This is a genomic window from Pseudoclavibacter sp. RFBG4 (genome assembly GCF_002931515.1).
Taxonomy (GTDB): domain Bacteria; phylum Actinomycetota; class Actinomycetes; order Actinomycetales; family Microbacteriaceae; genus Pseudoclavibacter.
In genome coordinates this window covers 1-14982 of the sequence record NZ_PSYC01000040.1, presented here as the reverse complement: position 1 = coordinate 14982, position 14982 = coordinate 1, and the positions used below count along the sequence as shown (strand labels likewise).

Sequence of the window (14982 nt, the reverse complement as noted above, 5' to 3'; positions counted from 1 at the left end):
CATGCAGCGCTTCGCCCTCATCGGCGCCGGGTTCATCGGCGCCGTCCACGCCCAGAGCCTCGCGGCCAACCCGGACGTCGACTTCCGATTCGTCTACGACGTCGACCAGGCCAGAGCCGAGAGGCTGGCTGCCTCGCACGGCGCCGCTGCGGTGCCCTCGCTCGAGCAGCTCTTCGATGCGGCAGAGGTCGACGCGGTGCTCATCGCGTCGTCCACGAACAAGCACGCCGATCATCTGCGGCTCGCGGCCGATGCCGGTATCGCGGCGCTCTGCGAGAAGCCCATCGATCTCGATCTGGAGCGCGCCCGCGAGACGGTCGAGTACGTCGAGGAATCCGGCATCACCGCCATGGTCGACTTCAACCGACGCTTCGACCGCGACTACGCCGAGCTGAAGCGCACCGTGGATGCTGGGGAGATCGGCACCGTCGAGCTGCTGCAGCTCTCGAGTCGCGGCCCCTCCATGCCACCGCTCGAGTACATCGCGGTCTCGGGCGGGCAGATGCGCGACCAGACGGTGCACTTCTTCGACCTCGCGACGTGGATCACGGGACTCGACGCCGTCGCGGTGTACGCGACGGGCAGCGCACTCGCCGAACCGAGGGTCGCCGAGTACGGCGACGTCGACACCTCGATCGCGACCGTGCGGCTCGCGAACGGTGCGCTCGTGCAGATCGACAGCATCCGTCGCTCGGGGTACGGCTACGACGAGCGCATCGAGGTGTTCGGCTCGGAGGGGCTCGTCGAGGCGAAGCGGCACCCCGCAGGTCAGGTCGCGAGGTACGGCAAGGGCGTCGTCGTCGGGTCGGGGATGCACGCCGGCTGGTTCGAGCGCGTGCAGCCCACGTATGCGGCCGCGCTCGCGGAGTTCGTCGCGGCACTTGAGGACGGTCGCGCGCCGTCGCCGTCGCTGCGGGATGCGCTGCGGGCCCAGGCGATCGCGGAGGCCGCGACGCGGTCGCTCGCGAGTGGGCGTGAAGAGCCGGTGGAGTAGAAGTCACCTCTGCTCGTCAGGTGGGCGGTCACTCCGCTGCCGCCCACCTTCTCGCGTCGTGACGAAGCTGAGATGGACGCGTCACAAAAAAGTATTTGCTTAATACACCTGTTGAGCTATTGTCATGACAAGTCAGTGACGTGCTCGTTGCTCTCGGACAAGGATGACCGAGCGAGCACACGTGGGTTCCTCAAGACGCCGTCCCCCAGCGGCTGTCCTGTCGAGCGTCCAACTGGCGTCATCACGGCATTCAAAGGAGTTTTCGTGAAGAAGAAACGTCTCATGTTCGGCCTGGCAGCACTCGCAATGGTGCCGGTCTTCGCGCTCACCGCCTGCTCCTCCGCAGGCGGACGCGACACCGGAACGGCCGAAGACCCGGCGGTCGCGGGCGTCGCAGACACGCCCTCCATCAAGATCGCGATGATCACGCACGCCGCCCCGGGAGACACCTTCTGGGACATCGTTCGGAAGGGCGCCGAGACCGCGGCGGCGAAGGACAACGTCGAACTGCTCTATTCCTCCGACCCGCAGGCCCCGAACCAGGCCCAGCTCATCCAGCAGGCGATCGACCAGGGCGTCGACGGCATCGCCGTCACGATCGCCAAGGGCGACGCGCTCGAAGACTCCATCAAAGCCGCAGTCGACGCCGGTATCCCCGTGGTCGCCTTCAACGGTGGCAGCAAGGAGGCCTTCGAGTTCGGTGCCTTCACCTACATCGGCCAGGACGAAGTGGTTGCAGGCCAGGCCGCTGGCGACAAGATCACCGAGCTCGGCTACACGAAGCCCCTCTGCATCATCCAGGAGCAGGGCCACGTCGGCCTCGAAGCCCGCTGTGCCGGCATCAAGGAGAAGGTGCCAGCCACCGAGATCCTGTACGTGACCGGCACGGACATGACGCAGGTCAAGTCGACCATCTCCGCCAAGCTCCAGTCGACGCCGGACACCGACGTCGTCATCGGACTCGGCGCTCCGTTCACGCTCACGGCGATCGACTCGGTCGCCGAGACCGGCTCCAGCGCCAAGGTCGCGTCCTTCGACCTCAACGCGGACCTCGCGCAGGCGATCGTCGACGGCGACGTCGCGTTCACCGTCGATCAGCAGCCCTACCTGCAGGGATACATGGCAGTCGACTCGCTCTGGCTGCAGAACAACGGCGAGTTCGCCCTCGGTGGCGGCAAGCCCGTGCTCACCGGCCCGACGATCATCGACGAGAGCAACGCGGCCGTTGTCCTCGAAGAGGCCAAGAAGGGTATCCGCTAACCAGCGAGCCACGGTCGGGATGGCTGCGAGCCGCGGCCATCCCGACCTCTCACAAGGAAGTGCAGTCATGGTTCACACCGCAACACCAACTTCAGCATCGCCCCGAACGCCCGCCACCGGCCCCGTATCCTCGAGCGCCGACGAGCGTGTCGGCAGACGCTCGCCGCTGTCGGTCATCCTCGGCCGGCCCGAGATGGGCGCCGTCGTCGGCGCCATCGTCGTGTTCGTCTTCTTCGCGATCGCGGCACCCGTCTTCACCCAGGTCACCTCCCTCGCGACCGTCCTCTACGGCGCCTCCACGATCGGCATCATGGCGGTCGGCGTCTCCCTTCTCATGATCGGCGGCGAGTTCGACCTCTCCGCCGGCGTCGCCGTCATCTCCTCGGCGCTCACCGCATCCCTCTTCAGCTGGTACTTCGCCACCAACGTGTGGGTGGGCGTGCTCATGGGCCTCGTCTTCGCCCTCGTCGTCGGCTTCATCAACGGCTGGCTGCTCATCAAGACGAAGCTGCCGTCGTTCATCGTGACGCTCGCGTCGTTCCTCATGCTGACGGGGCTCAACCTCGGCATCACTCGACTCGTCGGCGGCGGCGTCTCCAGCCCCGCCATCGCAGACATGGATGGCTTCGAGTCGGCCAAGGCGATCTTCGCCAGCGAGATCCCCGTCTTCGGCGTCAACGTGAACGTCACCGTCTTCATCTGGATCGCGCTGGTGCTCGTCGCCACGTTCATCCTGATGCGCACCAAGATCGGCAACTGGATCTTCGCCGTCGGCGGCGACGAGAACGCCGCCCGCGCGGTCGGCGTGCCCGTCACGGCGACCAAGATCGGCCTCTTCATGGGCGTCGGGTTCTGCGCCTGGATCCTGGGCATGCACAACCTCTTCGCCTTCAACGTGGTCCAGTCGGGCGAGGGTATCGGCAATGAGTTCCTGTACATCATCGCGGCCGTCATCGGCGGCTGCCTCCTCACCGGCGGCTACGGCTCGGCGATCGGCGGTGCCATCGGCGCCCTGATCTTCGGCATGGCCAACAAGGGCATCGTCTACGCCCAGTGGAACCCGGACTGGTTCAAGTTCTTCCTCGGCCTCATGCTGCTGATGGCAACGATCGTGAACCTCGTCGTCAAGAAGAGGGCGGAGCAGAAGTGATGACAACGAACCAGACAGCAGCAGCGGACGTGCGGCAACCCGACCGCGTCGAGCAGGGCACGCACCTCATCTCGCTTCGGGATGCGGGCAAGCGGTATGGCAACATCCTCGCCCTGCAGAACGTCGACATGGACGTCGACCCGGGACGCGTCACGTGCGTGCTCGGCGACAACGGCGCCGGCAAGTCGACGCTCATCAAGATCATCGCGGGACGCCACGAGCACACCGACGGAGAGTTCCTCATCGAGGGCGAGTCGGTGCACCTCAAGTCGCCACGCGAGGCCCTCGAGCGCGGCATCGCGGCCGTCTACCAGGACCTCGCGGTCGTGCCGCTCATGCCCATCTGGCGCAACTTCTTCCTCGGCTCCGAGCTCACGAAGGGCTTCGGCCCCTTCAAGAGCCTCGACGTCGACCAGATGAAGGCCATCACGAAGAAGGAGCTGCTCGACATGGGCATCGACCTTCGCGACGTCGACCAGCCCATCGGCCAGCTCTCCGGCGGCGAACGGCAGTGCGTCGCAATCGCCCGCGCCGTGTACTTCGGCGCGAAGGCGCTCATCCTCGACGAGCCGACCGCCGCCCTCGGCGTGAAGCAGTCCGGCGTGGTGCTGCGCTACATCCTCGCGGCCCGCGACCGCGGGCTCGGCGTGATCTTCATCACCCACAACCCGCACCACGCGTTCCCCGTCGGCGACAGCTTCCTGCTCCTCAAACGAGGCAAGTCGATCGGCTACTACGACAAGGCCGACATCACCCTCGACGAGCTCACCGCGCAGATGGCCGGCGGCGCCGAACTCGAAGAGCTCGCCCACGAGCTCGAACAGCTCGGCGGCTACACGCAGGACATCGCCGTCATCCGCGAAGTGGAGGACGACATCCCGGATGTGCCCGTGAAGTAGGCGCGCGCATCCACCGCGAGGTGCTGCGATCAGCGCGCGGAACGGCCGGCACCCTCAGCGGGGTGCCGGCCGTTCCTTGCGCTCGGGGAGACCCGTCAGCGCCGCGGGCTGCCGAACGGGCCGTTGTCGCGGTCGACGACCTCCTTGCCGAGGGGCGAGAGGGAGATCGGGATCATCTTGAAGTCGGCGATGCCCATCGGGATGCCGATGATGGTGACGCACAGCGCGATGCCCGAGACGATGTGGCCGATCGCGAGCCACCAGCCCGCGAGGATGAACCAGATGACGTTGCCGATGAACGAGAACGCGCCGGCGTCGGGTCGCGAGACGACGTCGCGTCCGAAGGGCCAGAGCGCGTAGAGGCCGATGCGGAACGAGGCGATCGCCCACGGGATGGTGATGATCGGGATGCACAGCAGCACGCCCGCGAGGACGTAGCCGCAGAAGAGCCAGAATCCCGAGAGGAGGAGCCAGATGATGTTGAGGAGAGTGCGCATGCGAACAGCCTGCCGGAACTCGCGATGTATCGCGTCATACTGGAGGGTGAACTCATTCATGTTCTTATGTCATGACAAATGAGGTTTCGAGGGCTATGCTCGCTTGCAGGCACGTAGGCGTGCCCCAGCACTCCACTCATTCCGCACACCGAGGTGAACCATGAGCTCCGCCCCCACTCCGCCGTACGTCGGCCTGCCCGTCGATGACATCCTCCAGCTCCTGCGAGCCGAAGAGCGGGAACTCGACTTCCCGAGCTTCACGCTCGAGGATGCCTGGCAGGTCGGCACGTGGCTGCGTCACGAGTCGCTCGTGCGCGGGCACAGCGTCGCCGTCTCGATCGTCCTGGGCGGGCAGCGGGCGTTCCACGCGGCGACCCCCGGCTCCGCGGTGCTCAACGACGCGTGGCTCGCCCGCAAGTTCCGGGTCGTCGAGCACTTCGGCCACTCGACCCTCGCGGTCCGGTACACCTATCAGGCGAACGGCGAGGACTTCGCCGCCGACTCGCTGCTCGACCCGCGCGAGTACGCCGCTGCCGGCGGCGCCTTCCCCATCCGCATCGGGGGAACGCTCGCCGGTGCCGTCGGCGTGAGCGGCCTCGAGATGCACGAGGACCACGCGCTGGTCGTCGAAGCGCTGCGCGTGCACCAAGTGCTCTCGTAGCCGCGAGGCAACAGGACGCTGACTGACCTGCAGTCCGTGCCGCCGCTCAACGTCTGAGGAAGATGGCTTCCGGCGACGCCGATGGGTTCTCGGGGTGCCCGTGCTGGGTTTCGGTGACTGGTGATGGGTTATATCCCATCACGGTCACTGAAACCCAACACGGTTCGAGGTCGGCGGCGCTACTGCTCCGCGATGGCGTCGAGCACGTCGTCGGCGTAGCGCTCCAGCTTCGCCGCGCCGACGCCCGAGATCGCCGCGAGCTGCGCGTGCTGGCGCGGCTTCACCTCGGCGATGGCCGCGAGCGTCGCATCCGTGAACACGATGTACGCCGGCACGCCCTGCTCCTTCGCCGTCTCCGCCCGCCAGGCACGCAGCCGCTCGAACACTTCGCGCTGCGACTCGGTGAGGGCCGCAGCTGCCGCGCTGCCGCCGCCGGAGCGGCCCGAGTACTCGCCGCGCGAGCGTCGCCCGCTCGAGCCGGGCGCCTTCGGGGGCTCCTTGCGGAACATGAGCTGACGCTCGCCGCGCAGCACCGGGGCGGCCTCGCTGGTGAGCGCGAGCACGCCGTACTCGCCGCGCACCGCGAGCACGCCCGCCGCGAGCAGCTGGCGCACGACCCCGCGCCATTCCGTGTCGCCCAGGTCTTTGCCGATGCCGAACGTGGAGAGCTCGTCGTGCTTCCACTGCGTGACCTTGTCGGTGGTCTTCCCTGTGAGGATGTCGATGAGCTGGCCGGCGCCGAACGCCTGGCCGTTGCGCTCCCTGTCGAGCCGCAGCACCGTCGAGAGCAGCTTCTGCGCGGGAATCGTGCCGTCCCACGAGTCGGGAGGTGAGATGCACGTGTCGCAGTTGCCGCACGGCTCGCTGAGCTGCCCGAAGTAGGCGAGGAGCTGCACGCGGCGACACGTGACCGTCTCGCAGAGCGCGAGCATCGCGTCGAGGTGCTGGCTCTGCGCACGCTTGCGCTGCGCGTCGCCATCACCCTCGGCGATCATGCGCCGCTGCTGCACCACGTCCTGGAGTCCGTAGGCGAGCCAGGCAGTCGAGGGGAGCCCGTCGCGTCCGGCGCGACCCGTCTCCTGGTAGTAGCCCTCGATGCTCTTCGGCAGGTCGAGGTGGGCGACGAAGCGCACATCGGGCTTGTCGATGCCCATGCCGAACGCGATCGTCGCGACCATGACGACCCCGTCTTCGCGCAGGAACTTCGACTGGTGCCTCGCCCGCGTCTCGGCGGGCATGCCGGCGTGGTAGCCGAGGGCATTCACGCCTTGCCCACGCAGCCACTCCGAGATGTTCTCGACCGACTTGCGGCTCAGGCAGTAGACGACGCCCGCATCGCCCGCGTGCTCCTCCTGGATGAGGCGCAGCAGCTGCGCCTTCGGGGTCTGCTTGGGGGAGACGCGGTACTGGATGTTGGGGCGGTCGAAGCTCGCGACGAACACCTTCGCGTCGTCGAGCGCAAGCCGCTCGACGATCTCCTGCCGCGTCTCGCTCGTCGCGGTCGCCGTCAGCGCGATGCGAGGAACCCCTGGCCACCGCTCGGCGATCATCGACAGGTTCAGGTAGTCGGGTCGGAAGTCGTGACCCCACTGCGCGACGCAGTGCGCCTCGTCGATGGCGAACAGCGAGATGTTCGTTCGGCTGAGGAGGTCGGCTGCGACGGGCAGGCGTTCCGGCGCCAGGTAGATGAGGTCGAGCTCGCCCGCCAGCAGCTGACGCTCGACGTCGCGGCGCTCGTCGATGGACTGCGTGGAGTTGAGGAAGGCCGCCCGCACGCCGAGCTGCTCGAGTGCCCCGACCTGGTCGTGCATGAGCGCGATGAGCGGCGAGATGACGACGCCGGTACCCTCGCGGACCAGCGCGGGCACCTGGTAGCAGAGGCTCTTCCCGCCGCCGGTCGGCATGAGCACGACGGCATCGTCGCCTGCGCACAGCCGCTCGATGATCTGCGCCTGGTCGCCGCGGAAGTCGTCGTAGCCGAAGACCTCCCTGAGCACCGTCTGCGCACGCTGGAGCAGGGTCCCTGATGGAGCGGGGGCATCTGTCTCGTGCGTTGCGACCATGCAAGCAACCCTAGGCGCGACCTCGGACATCCGCTCGGTCATCCACAGGCGCGGTCGCCCCATGTGTCCGGCCGCGAGCGATGACCCGGTGCTAGCCCGCGGCGCGGATGCGGGGCGCCGGCGGGTAGTACCGGAAGCCCGGGATGAAGAGCGGAGGCGGTTGGGTGGCTGGCTTCCGCCGCGGCAGCGTGTGGCCGAAGGGGTCGGCCTGCGCCGCCCGGTGCTGCTGCTCGGCCTGCCGCTGCGCCTCGGCGTTCGGCTGCGAGGCCAGCCGGTTCGGGGCGCCGCGGGTGCGCGCAGGAAGCCGCGGACTGTTCACGCTCCACTCCCATCGCCGGTGGTCCTGGGGTGTCGTGGCGCCCCAGTCGAGGTGGCCCCACGCTAGCGAGAATCGTCGCGCGGCACACCCGAGAGGATGGGGAGAACTCCCCGTCGCCGTTCGCTGCTCGGCGGCGAGGGTCCCTGCTGCCCTCGTCAGCCGCGCTCGACCGTGTGACCTGCGCCCGCCCACTCCGACATGCCGCCGAGCACGTTGACGACCGGCTTGTCCTGCTGCTCGAGGTAGGCAGTGGCTCGCTCGCTGCGCACACCAGCGGCGCAGATCAGGTAGACCGGGCCGTCATCCGGCACCTCGCCTGCGCGCTCCACGAGTTCGCTGAGCGGCACGTTGCTGGCCCAGGGGATGCGCACGGCCGAGAATTCGTCCGGCTCGCGGACGTCGATGACCGTGGCCTGCTCGCCGAGCGCCGCGAGCTGGGTGATGTCGATGGTCTGCACGAATGCTCCTCCTGAACTGGCTGAGGCCCGACGGGGGCGCGGGCCGCTGCCCACGGTACTTGAGTCGTCTCGGTGGGACCTTCCGCCCCGTTCCAGCCCGATCGTGGCGGGCGCGCGATCCTCGGCATCGGAGACTTGGCAATTCGCCGAGGACGGGTGTATCTTCGCGAAAGGTAAGCCTTACCTGGCCTACCGCGCATGGACGCCTGGGCTATGGCTGGCCCTCACGCCCGCCAGCCCGTACCCCCTCACGCCCAGGAACCCAACATGCTCGGCTCTCTCCTCATCGGACTCCGCGAAGGCCTCGAAGCGGCGCTTGTCGTCGGCATCCTCATCGCCTACGCCAGGCGCATCCAGCGTCCCGACATCGTGCGCCGCATCTGGCTCGGCGTCGCCTTCGCGGTCGTCGCGTCGCTCATCCTCGGCGCCGTCCTCACCTTCGGCGCCTACGGGCTCTCCTTCCAAGCGCAGGAGATCATCGGCGGCAGTCTCTCGCTCGTCGCCGTGGCCATGGTCACCTGGATGGTCTTCTGGATGCTCCGAGTCTCCAAGACCCTCAAGCACGAGCTGGAAGGGCAGGTCGACCGGCACCTCGGGGGCAGTGGGTGGGGCATCGTCGCCGTCGCCTTCGTCTCCGTCGCACGCGAGGGTCTCGAGACAGCGCTCTTCGTCTGGTCGACGACCCGCTCGGGCGACGGTTGGGTGCTCGGCTTCCTCGGCGCCATCGTCGGCCTGCTCCTCGCGGTCGGCCTCGCCTGGGGGCTCTTCCGCGGCGTCGTGCGCATCAACCTCTCGACGTTCTTCACGTGGACCGGCGCCATCCTCATCGTCTTCGCCGCCGGCATCGTCGCCTACGCCATCCACGACCTGCAGGAAGCCGCCGTCCTGCCAGGCCCCTTCATCGCGGCGCCCGAGGGCGCATCCGCCGCCGTGCAGGCCTGGTTCGGCGAGAACGCGTGGGCGTTCCGCATCCCGGAGGTCATCCCGCCTGACGGGCTCCTCGGGGCGCTCCTCAAGGGCACCATCGGCTTCACGCCCGAGATGACGAAGCTCGAGATCCTCGCCTACTTCGCCTACCTGATCCCGACAGCCGCGCTCTTCGTCGTCCGCACGCGCTCCGGCCGTCGTCAACCGACCCCCACATCGCCTCAGCCCGCGGCGACCGCCGCACGCTGAACTCCGCTCTCAGCATCCGCTTTCAGCATCCGCTTTCAGAAGGACAACCATGCACCTCAAGCCACTCACGGTCGGACTGCTCTCCGCCGTCACGCTCGTCTCCCTCACCGGCTGCGTGCCGAACGCGCCGGCCGACTCCGCCGCCTCGCTCGCCGTCTCGAGCACCGACACCGACTGCACGGTCTCCGGCGCCTCCGCCGCCAGCGGCCCCATCACCTTCGAGGTCACCAACGACGGCGAACGCGTCACCGAGTTCTACCTGCTCGCCGACGACGGACTCCGCATCGTCGGCGAGGTCGAGAACATCGCGCCGGGCACGAGCCGCCAGCTCTCGGTCGTCGCACAGCCGGGCAGCTACTTCACCGTGTGCAAGCCGGGCATGCTCGGGGCAGGCATCGGCCAGACCGCCTTCTCCGTCTCGGGCGAGGCAGTCGCGGTCGCCGCCGACGACCAGGCGGCCTACGACGAGGCCGTCACGAGCTACACCGCGTACCTGCGCAACCAGGTCGCCGAGCTCGTCCCCCTCGTGGAGCAGTTCACCACCGCCTACAAGTCGGGCGACGACGAGGCCGCACGCGAGCTCTTCGCCGCCGCGCGAGTGCCATACGAGCGCATCGAGCCGACCGCTGAGGCCTTCGGAGACCTCGACCCGAAGATCGACTACCGCGAGGTCGACGCCGTCGCCGAGGGCCTCGACTGGACCGGCTTCCACCGGATCGAGAAGGACCTCTGGCAGCCGCAGCCCGGCGACAAGAACTCCGACGACACCGACGCGTTCCTCGACTGGGCGCCGTCGACCACGGCGGAGCGCGCGCAGTACGCGGACCAGCTCGTCGCCGACATCCAGCAGCTCGCGGACCTCGTGAACAGCGACGAGTTCTCGATCTCCATCGAGGACATCACGAACGGCGCCATCGGCCTGCTCGACGAGGTCGCGACCGGCAAGATCTCGGGTGAGGAGGACTGGTGGTCCGGCACCGACCTCAGCGACTTCAAGGCGAACGTCGAGGGCGCGGAGGTGGCGTTCGGCATCGTCGAGGACGTCGCCCGGTCGAAGGGCGAGGACGGCGTCGCGATCGCCGACTCGATCAGCACCGAGTTCACCGCGCTCAACGACCTGCTCGCGAGCTACGGCAGCTACGAGGACGGCTTCACCAACTACCGCGACCTCACTCCCGAACAGGTGAAAGAGCTGTCGACCCAGGTCGACGCGCTCGCCGAGCCGCTCTCGCAGCTCACGACCACCGTGCTCGGGCTGCCGGCATAGCGTTCTCAGCGCACCCGGCCGGCTTGCGTGACCATCGGCCTGTGGTCACCCCGAACGCGGTGACCACCCGCGGATGGTCACGCAAGCTGGCCACTCTCATCAGAACGACCCAGGAGGGCTGCCCGTGAGCGCAGGCGAGACCCCGAACGATCACGACGTCGAAGAACCGGCCCGCGGACTGTCCCGCCGCGGCCTCCTCGGCCTCCTCGGCGCAGGCGCGGCCGGAATCGCCGCAGGTGGCGCCGGCGGCTTCGGGATCGCCGCGGCAACCGGTGCCAGTGCGACCTCCCACGCCGGCAGCGGGACCCAGTACCCCTTCAACGGCGAGCACCAGGCCGGCATCGTCACCCCGGCGCAGGACCGCATCCACTTCGCGACCTTCGACGTCCGCGAAGGAACGACGAGGGAGGACCTCGCGGAGCTGCTGCAGGACTGGAGCTACGCGTCGTCACGCCTCGTGCAGGGCCTCGATGTCTCCGCCTCCGGAGCCGTCGGCGGGTCGCCGCTCGCCCCACCAGACGACACCGGCGAGGCCCTCGGACTGCCGCCCTCGGCGCTCACCATCACCTTCGGCTTCGGCCCGACGCTCTTCGTCGACGGCGACGGGGTCGACCGCTTCGGCCTGGCCAGCAAGCAGCCGGCGAAGCTCACGCAGCTCCCACGCTTCTCCGGAGACGCGCTCGACAGCGCGCTCTCGGGCGGCGACCTCTGCATCCAGGCCTGTGCCGACGACCCCCAGGTCGCGGTCCACGCGATCCGGAACCTCACGCGCATCGGCTTCGGCCGCGTCATCCTGCGCTGGTCGCAGCTGGGCTTCGGGCGCACCTCGTCGACCTCGACCAGCCAGGCCACACCTCGCAACCTCTTCGGCTTCAAGGACGGCACCGCGAACGTTAAGGCGGAAGAGACGAGCGCCACGACGGAGCACGTCTGGGTCGCGCCAGGCGACGGCGCCGACTGGCTGGCCGGCGGCTCCTACCTCGTGGCGAGGCGCATCCGCATGATGATCGAGTCGTGGGACCGGGTCCGGCTCGAGGAGCAGGAGCAGATCATCGGCCGCGACAAGCGCGCCGGGGCGCCGCTCAGCGGCGGCGAGGAGTTCGCCGAACCCGACTTCGCGGTCGAGAGCAGCACGACGTTCGGGCAGCCGGCGATCGACGCGAACTCCCACGTCGCGCTCGCGCACCCCGGCAAGAACGCGGGAGCTCGGCTCCTGCGCCGCGGCTACAACTTCGTCGACGGCAACGACGAGCTCGGACGCCTCAACGCCGGCCTCTTCTTCCTGTCCTACCAGCGAGACCCGGAGCAGTTCATCCGCGTGCAGCAGTCGCTCAGCACCGACCTCCTCAACGAGTACATCAAGCACACGGGAAGCGGCATCTGGGCGATTCCCCCCGGCGCTCGCGAAGGCGGGTACGTCGGCGAGACGCTCTTCGGCTGACTCGATGGGTGGGCGAGCGGATGCGGCGCACAACGTTGCGCGCCCGTTGCCGACCCCATACCCAGCGCTCAGGCGCCTCATAGCTCCTCCATAGATCGAGGAGGAGACTAGAGGCATGCCTCCCACCGATCAGTCGAGCTCGCGACTCGGCCCGATGCTCAAGGCGGCCGACGGGTCCGCCATCCGAGTGCTCGTCGTCGACGACGAGCCCTCGCTCACCGACCTCCTCAGGATGGCGCTGCGCTACGAGGGCTGGGAAGTGCGCACCGCCGCGGACGGGGCATCCGCGGTGAAGGTCGCCCGCGAGTTCAAGCCGCACGCTGCCGTGCTCGACATCATGCTCCCCGACACGGACGGGCTCTCGCTGCTGCACCGTATCCGCGCCGACGACGAGACGCTGCCCGTGCTGTTCCTGACCGCGAAGGACGCGCTCGCCGACCGACTCGCGGGGCTCACAGCTGGCGGCGACGACTACGTCACGAAGCCCTTCAGCTTGGAGGAGGTCATCGCGCGCGTGCGCGGCCTCGTTCGCCGCTCCATGCTCACGCAGGGCGGCGCCAACGACCCCGTGCTGCGCGTCGGCGACCTCAGCCTCGACGAGGAGAGCTACGAGGTGCGCCGCGGCGACGACCTCATCGAGCTCACGGCCACCGAGTTCGAGCTGCTGCGGTTCCTCATGCGCAACCCCCGCCGAGTGCTGTCGAAGGCGCAGATCCTCGACCACGTGTGGAGCTACGACTTCGGCGGGCGCGAGACCGTCGTCGAGCTGTACATCTCCTACCTGCGCAAGAAGGTCGACGCCGGCCGCGAGCCCATGATCAGCACGGTTCGCGGCGTCGGCTACATGCTCAAGGCCACGGAATGAGCGCGCCGGGAGGCGCATCCCCTGCAGCTCTCCCCCCGAACTCCCCACCGTCGGGCACGGATGGGAAGCGCGAGCGTGCGCCGCTGACCCTCCGAAGGCGACTCGTCCTCGGACTCGTCGCGACGCTCGTCATCGTGACCGCCGTCATCGGCGCCGTGAGCGTGACGCTGCTGCACAACGTGCTCGTCGACCGCCTCGACCAGCAGCTCTCCTCGGCGAGCGACCGCGGCCGCGAAGGCGCGTCCGGTCCCGGTGACACGGGCGGGCCGCTCTCCATCACCCCGAACGCGACGTTCGTGCTGAAGCTCCCCGGCCAGGCGGAGGGCACCGTCGGCGCGGTCATCGACGACGACACCGTCATCTCGGCGGGTGCCCTCAACAGTCTCGGCGAAGTCGTGCTGATCTCCCCGGCAACCGCAGAGGCGCTCGCGAGCGTCCCACAGGACGGGCAGGCGCACACCGTCACCGTCCTCGGAATCGGCGAGGTCAGGGCGCAGGCGAGCGACGGGCCAGCCGGGTACGGCGTCGTCATCGCGCTCCCACTCGGCGACGTCAACGCGACGACGACGACGCTGAGCCTCATGATCGCCCTCATCGGACTCCTCGGCATCGGGCTCGCGGCGGTCTTCACGTCGCGTTGGATCCGCGCATCCATGGCCCCGCTCGAGCGGGTCGAGCATCTCGCGACCAGCATCTCGAAGCTGCCCCTCACCTCGGGCGACGCCGCCCTCGACGTGCGGGTCGAACCTCGCGACGCGGACCCGCGCACCGAGGTCGGGCGCATGGGCCAGGCCTTCAACACGATGCTCGGGCACATCTCCCGCGCCTTCACCGCGAGGGAGGCGAGCGAAGCGAAGATGCGGCAGTTCGTGGCGGATGCGAGCCACGAGCTGCGCACCCCCCTCGCGTCCATCCGCGGCTATTCCGAGCTCACGCGCCGCAGCCGCGCAGACCTGCCGGAGGACACTGCTCGCGCGCTCGAGCGGATCGACTCGGAGTCCGTCCGCATGACCGCGCTCGTCGAGGAGCTCTTGCTGCTTGCCCGCCTCGATGAGGGGGTCGACGTCGAGCACGGGACGGTCGACCTGTCGCTCATCGCCCTCGAGGCGGTCGGCGACGCGCACGCCGCGTGGCCGAAGCATCGGTGGAACCTCGACATCCCAGGCGTCGCCATCGAGGTGACGGGTGTCGACGCGCAGCTGCGCCGAGTCGTCTCGAACCTCCTCGCCAACGCGAACGCGCACACCCCGGCGGGAACGAACGTCACCCTGACGCTCGGCGTCGAGGGCAGCAACGCCGTGCTCAGCGTCGTCGACGACGGGCCGGGCATCGATCCCGGCGTGCTCGAGCACCTCTTCGAGCGGTTCGTGCGAGGCGACGTGTCTCGCACGCGCGGCGAGACCGAGGCGAGCTCCATCCCGGTCACCCGCGGCACGGGACTCGGCCTCTCGATCGTGAAGAGCGTGGTGGATGCGCACGGCGGCACGATCTCCGTCGACAGCCGCCCTGGCGAGACGCGCTTCACGGTGCGCCTGCCGCTCGCCGAGCCTCAGCCGTCCCGGGACTGAGCCACCTCGCGGGGCTGAGCCCGTCGCAAGGCTGAGCCTCCTTTCGGGCTGAGCCGTCCCGCCGCCGCGCCCCGCGCGCCCGCCGCCCTCTGCCGTCGAATGGGTCGTTTTCACCCCAAAGCGGCGGGCAACACGCGGTGAAAGTGACCTTTTCGCTGGCGGGTGCGCCCTGGGGTGGATGCGCGCGGGTGCGGAGGCCCACCGGGGGCGGGGATGCGCGGCTGATGCGCGCTGGCTGGGTGGGGTCGCGCGGCGGATGCGCGCGAACGCGGGTCGGGTGTGCTCAGGGTGGGTGCGCGCGGCGTTGGGGCGGAGGCCCGCGCCTGCGCCCGCCTCCCCTCCGCCGTCCGCCTCCCCTCCGCCG

14 protein-coding genes are annotated in these 14982 nt (G+C 69.0%); 10 read left to right on the top strand and 4 right to left on the bottom strand.

Translation table 11 applies throughout. The features are described 5' to 3' along the window. The first annotated feature begins 1 nt into the window (after position 1). The 4 genes from C5E10_RS15270 (at position 2) to C5E10_RS15255 (ending at position 4303) form a co-directional block, all read left to right on the top strand. Positions 2-994, top strand: a complete 993-nt coding sequence (locus C5E10_RS15270; protein WP_104332351.1) for a Gfo/Idh/MocA family oxidoreductase — start codon at positions 2-4, stop codon at positions 992-994. Between the two features lie 282 nt (positions 995-1276). Continuing rightward, the gene (locus C5E10_RS15265; RefSeq protein ID WP_104298270.1) at positions 1277-2254 is read left to right on the top strand and encodes a substrate-binding domain-containing protein; all 978 of its coding nucleotides are present in this window, start codon (positions 1277-1279) and stop codon (positions 2252-2254) included. Positions 2255-2321: 67 nt separating this feature from the next. After that, a complete protein-coding gene (locus tag C5E10_RS15260) occupies positions 2322-3404 on the top strand; it encodes an ABC transporter permease (RefSeq protein ID WP_104332350.1) in 1083 nt (360 codons plus the stop codon). Next, positions 3404-4303 (top strand): ATP-binding cassette domain-containing protein, encoded by a 900-nt coding sequence (locus C5E10_RS15255; protein WP_104240214.1) that lies wholly within the window; start codon positions 3404-3406, stop codon positions 4301-4303. The genes C5E10_RS15260 and C5E10_RS15255 overlap by 1 nt, the downstream gene beginning before the upstream one ends. Positions 4304-4398: 95 nt before the next feature. Here the strand turns inward: C5E10_RS15255 and C5E10_RS15250 are convergent, their stop codons facing one another. Next, on the bottom strand, positions 4399-4800 hold the full coding sequence (locus tag C5E10_RS15250) for a YccF domain-containing protein (RefSeq protein WP_104332382.1): 402 nt from the start codon (positions 4798-4800) through the stop codon (positions 4399-4401). A gap of 160 nt (positions 4801-4960) precedes the next feature. Here C5E10_RS15250 and C5E10_RS15245 point away from each other — a divergent pair, with 160 nt between their 5' ends. Then, the gene (locus tag C5E10_RS15245; protein WP_104332349.1) at positions 4961-5461 is read left to right on the top strand and encodes a heme-degrading domain-containing protein; all 501 of its coding nucleotides are present in this window, start codon (positions 4961-4963) and stop codon (positions 5459-5461) included. A gap of 179 nt (positions 5462-5640) precedes the next feature. On the opposite strand, the gene recQ is transcribed toward C5E10_RS15245, so the two are convergent. The 3 genes from recQ to C5E10_RS15230 all read right to left on the bottom strand — a co-directional run bounded on the left by recQ (position 5641) and on the right by C5E10_RS15230 (position 8301). Further along, a complete protein-coding gene (gene recQ, locus C5E10_RS15240) occupies positions 5641-7554 on the bottom strand; it encodes a DNA helicase RecQ (protein WP_104298271.1) in 1914 nt (637 codons plus the stop codon). Positions 7555-7615: 61 nt separating this feature from the next. Continuing rightward, complete coding sequence (locus tag C5E10_RS15235; protein ID WP_104332348.1) at positions 7616-7843, bottom strand: hypothetical protein; 228 nt, start codon at positions 7841-7843, stop codon at positions 7616-7618. A gap of 155 nt (positions 7844-7998) precedes the next feature. Beyond that, positions 7999-8301: a rhodanese-like domain-containing protein gene (locus tag C5E10_RS15230; RefSeq protein WP_104332347.1), complete on the bottom strand. Its 303-nt coding sequence runs from the start codon at positions 8299-8301 to the stop codon at positions 7999-8001. A 267-nt stretch (positions 8302-8568) separates the two neighbouring features. On the opposite strand from C5E10_RS15230, the gene efeU reads away from it, so the two are divergent. From efeU to C5E10_RS15205, 5 genes are all read left to right on the top strand, one after another. Then, complete coding sequence (efeU, locus tag C5E10_RS15225; protein WP_104332346.1) at positions 8569-9477, top strand: iron uptake transporter permease EfeU; 909 nt, start codon at positions 8569-8571, stop codon at positions 9475-9477. 49 nt (positions 9478-9526) lie between these two features. Continuing rightward, on the top strand, positions 9527-10744 hold the full coding sequence (efeO, locus tag C5E10_RS15220) for an iron uptake system protein EfeO (RefSeq protein WP_104332345.1): 1218 nt from the start codon (positions 9527-9529) through the stop codon (positions 10742-10744). A gap of 124 nt (positions 10745-10868) precedes the next feature. After that, entirely contained in the window at positions 10869-12185 is a 1317-nt protein-coding gene (gene efeB, locus C5E10_RS15215) for an iron uptake transporter deferrochelatase/peroxidase subunit (RefSeq protein ID WP_258071165.1), read from the top strand. 115 nt (positions 12186-12300) lie between these two features. Further along, on the top strand, positions 12301-13050 hold the full coding sequence (locus C5E10_RS15210; protein ID WP_104240221.1) for a response regulator transcription factor: 750 nt from the start codon (positions 12301-12303) through the stop codon (positions 13048-13050). Then, a complete protein-coding gene (locus C5E10_RS15205; protein WP_104332343.1) occupies positions 13047-14618 on the top strand; it encodes a cell wall metabolism sensor histidine kinase WalK in 1572 nt (523 codons plus the stop codon). Before C5E10_RS15210 ends, C5E10_RS15205 begins: the two co-directional genes overlap by 4 nt. Positions 14619-14982 lie beyond the last annotated feature (364 nt).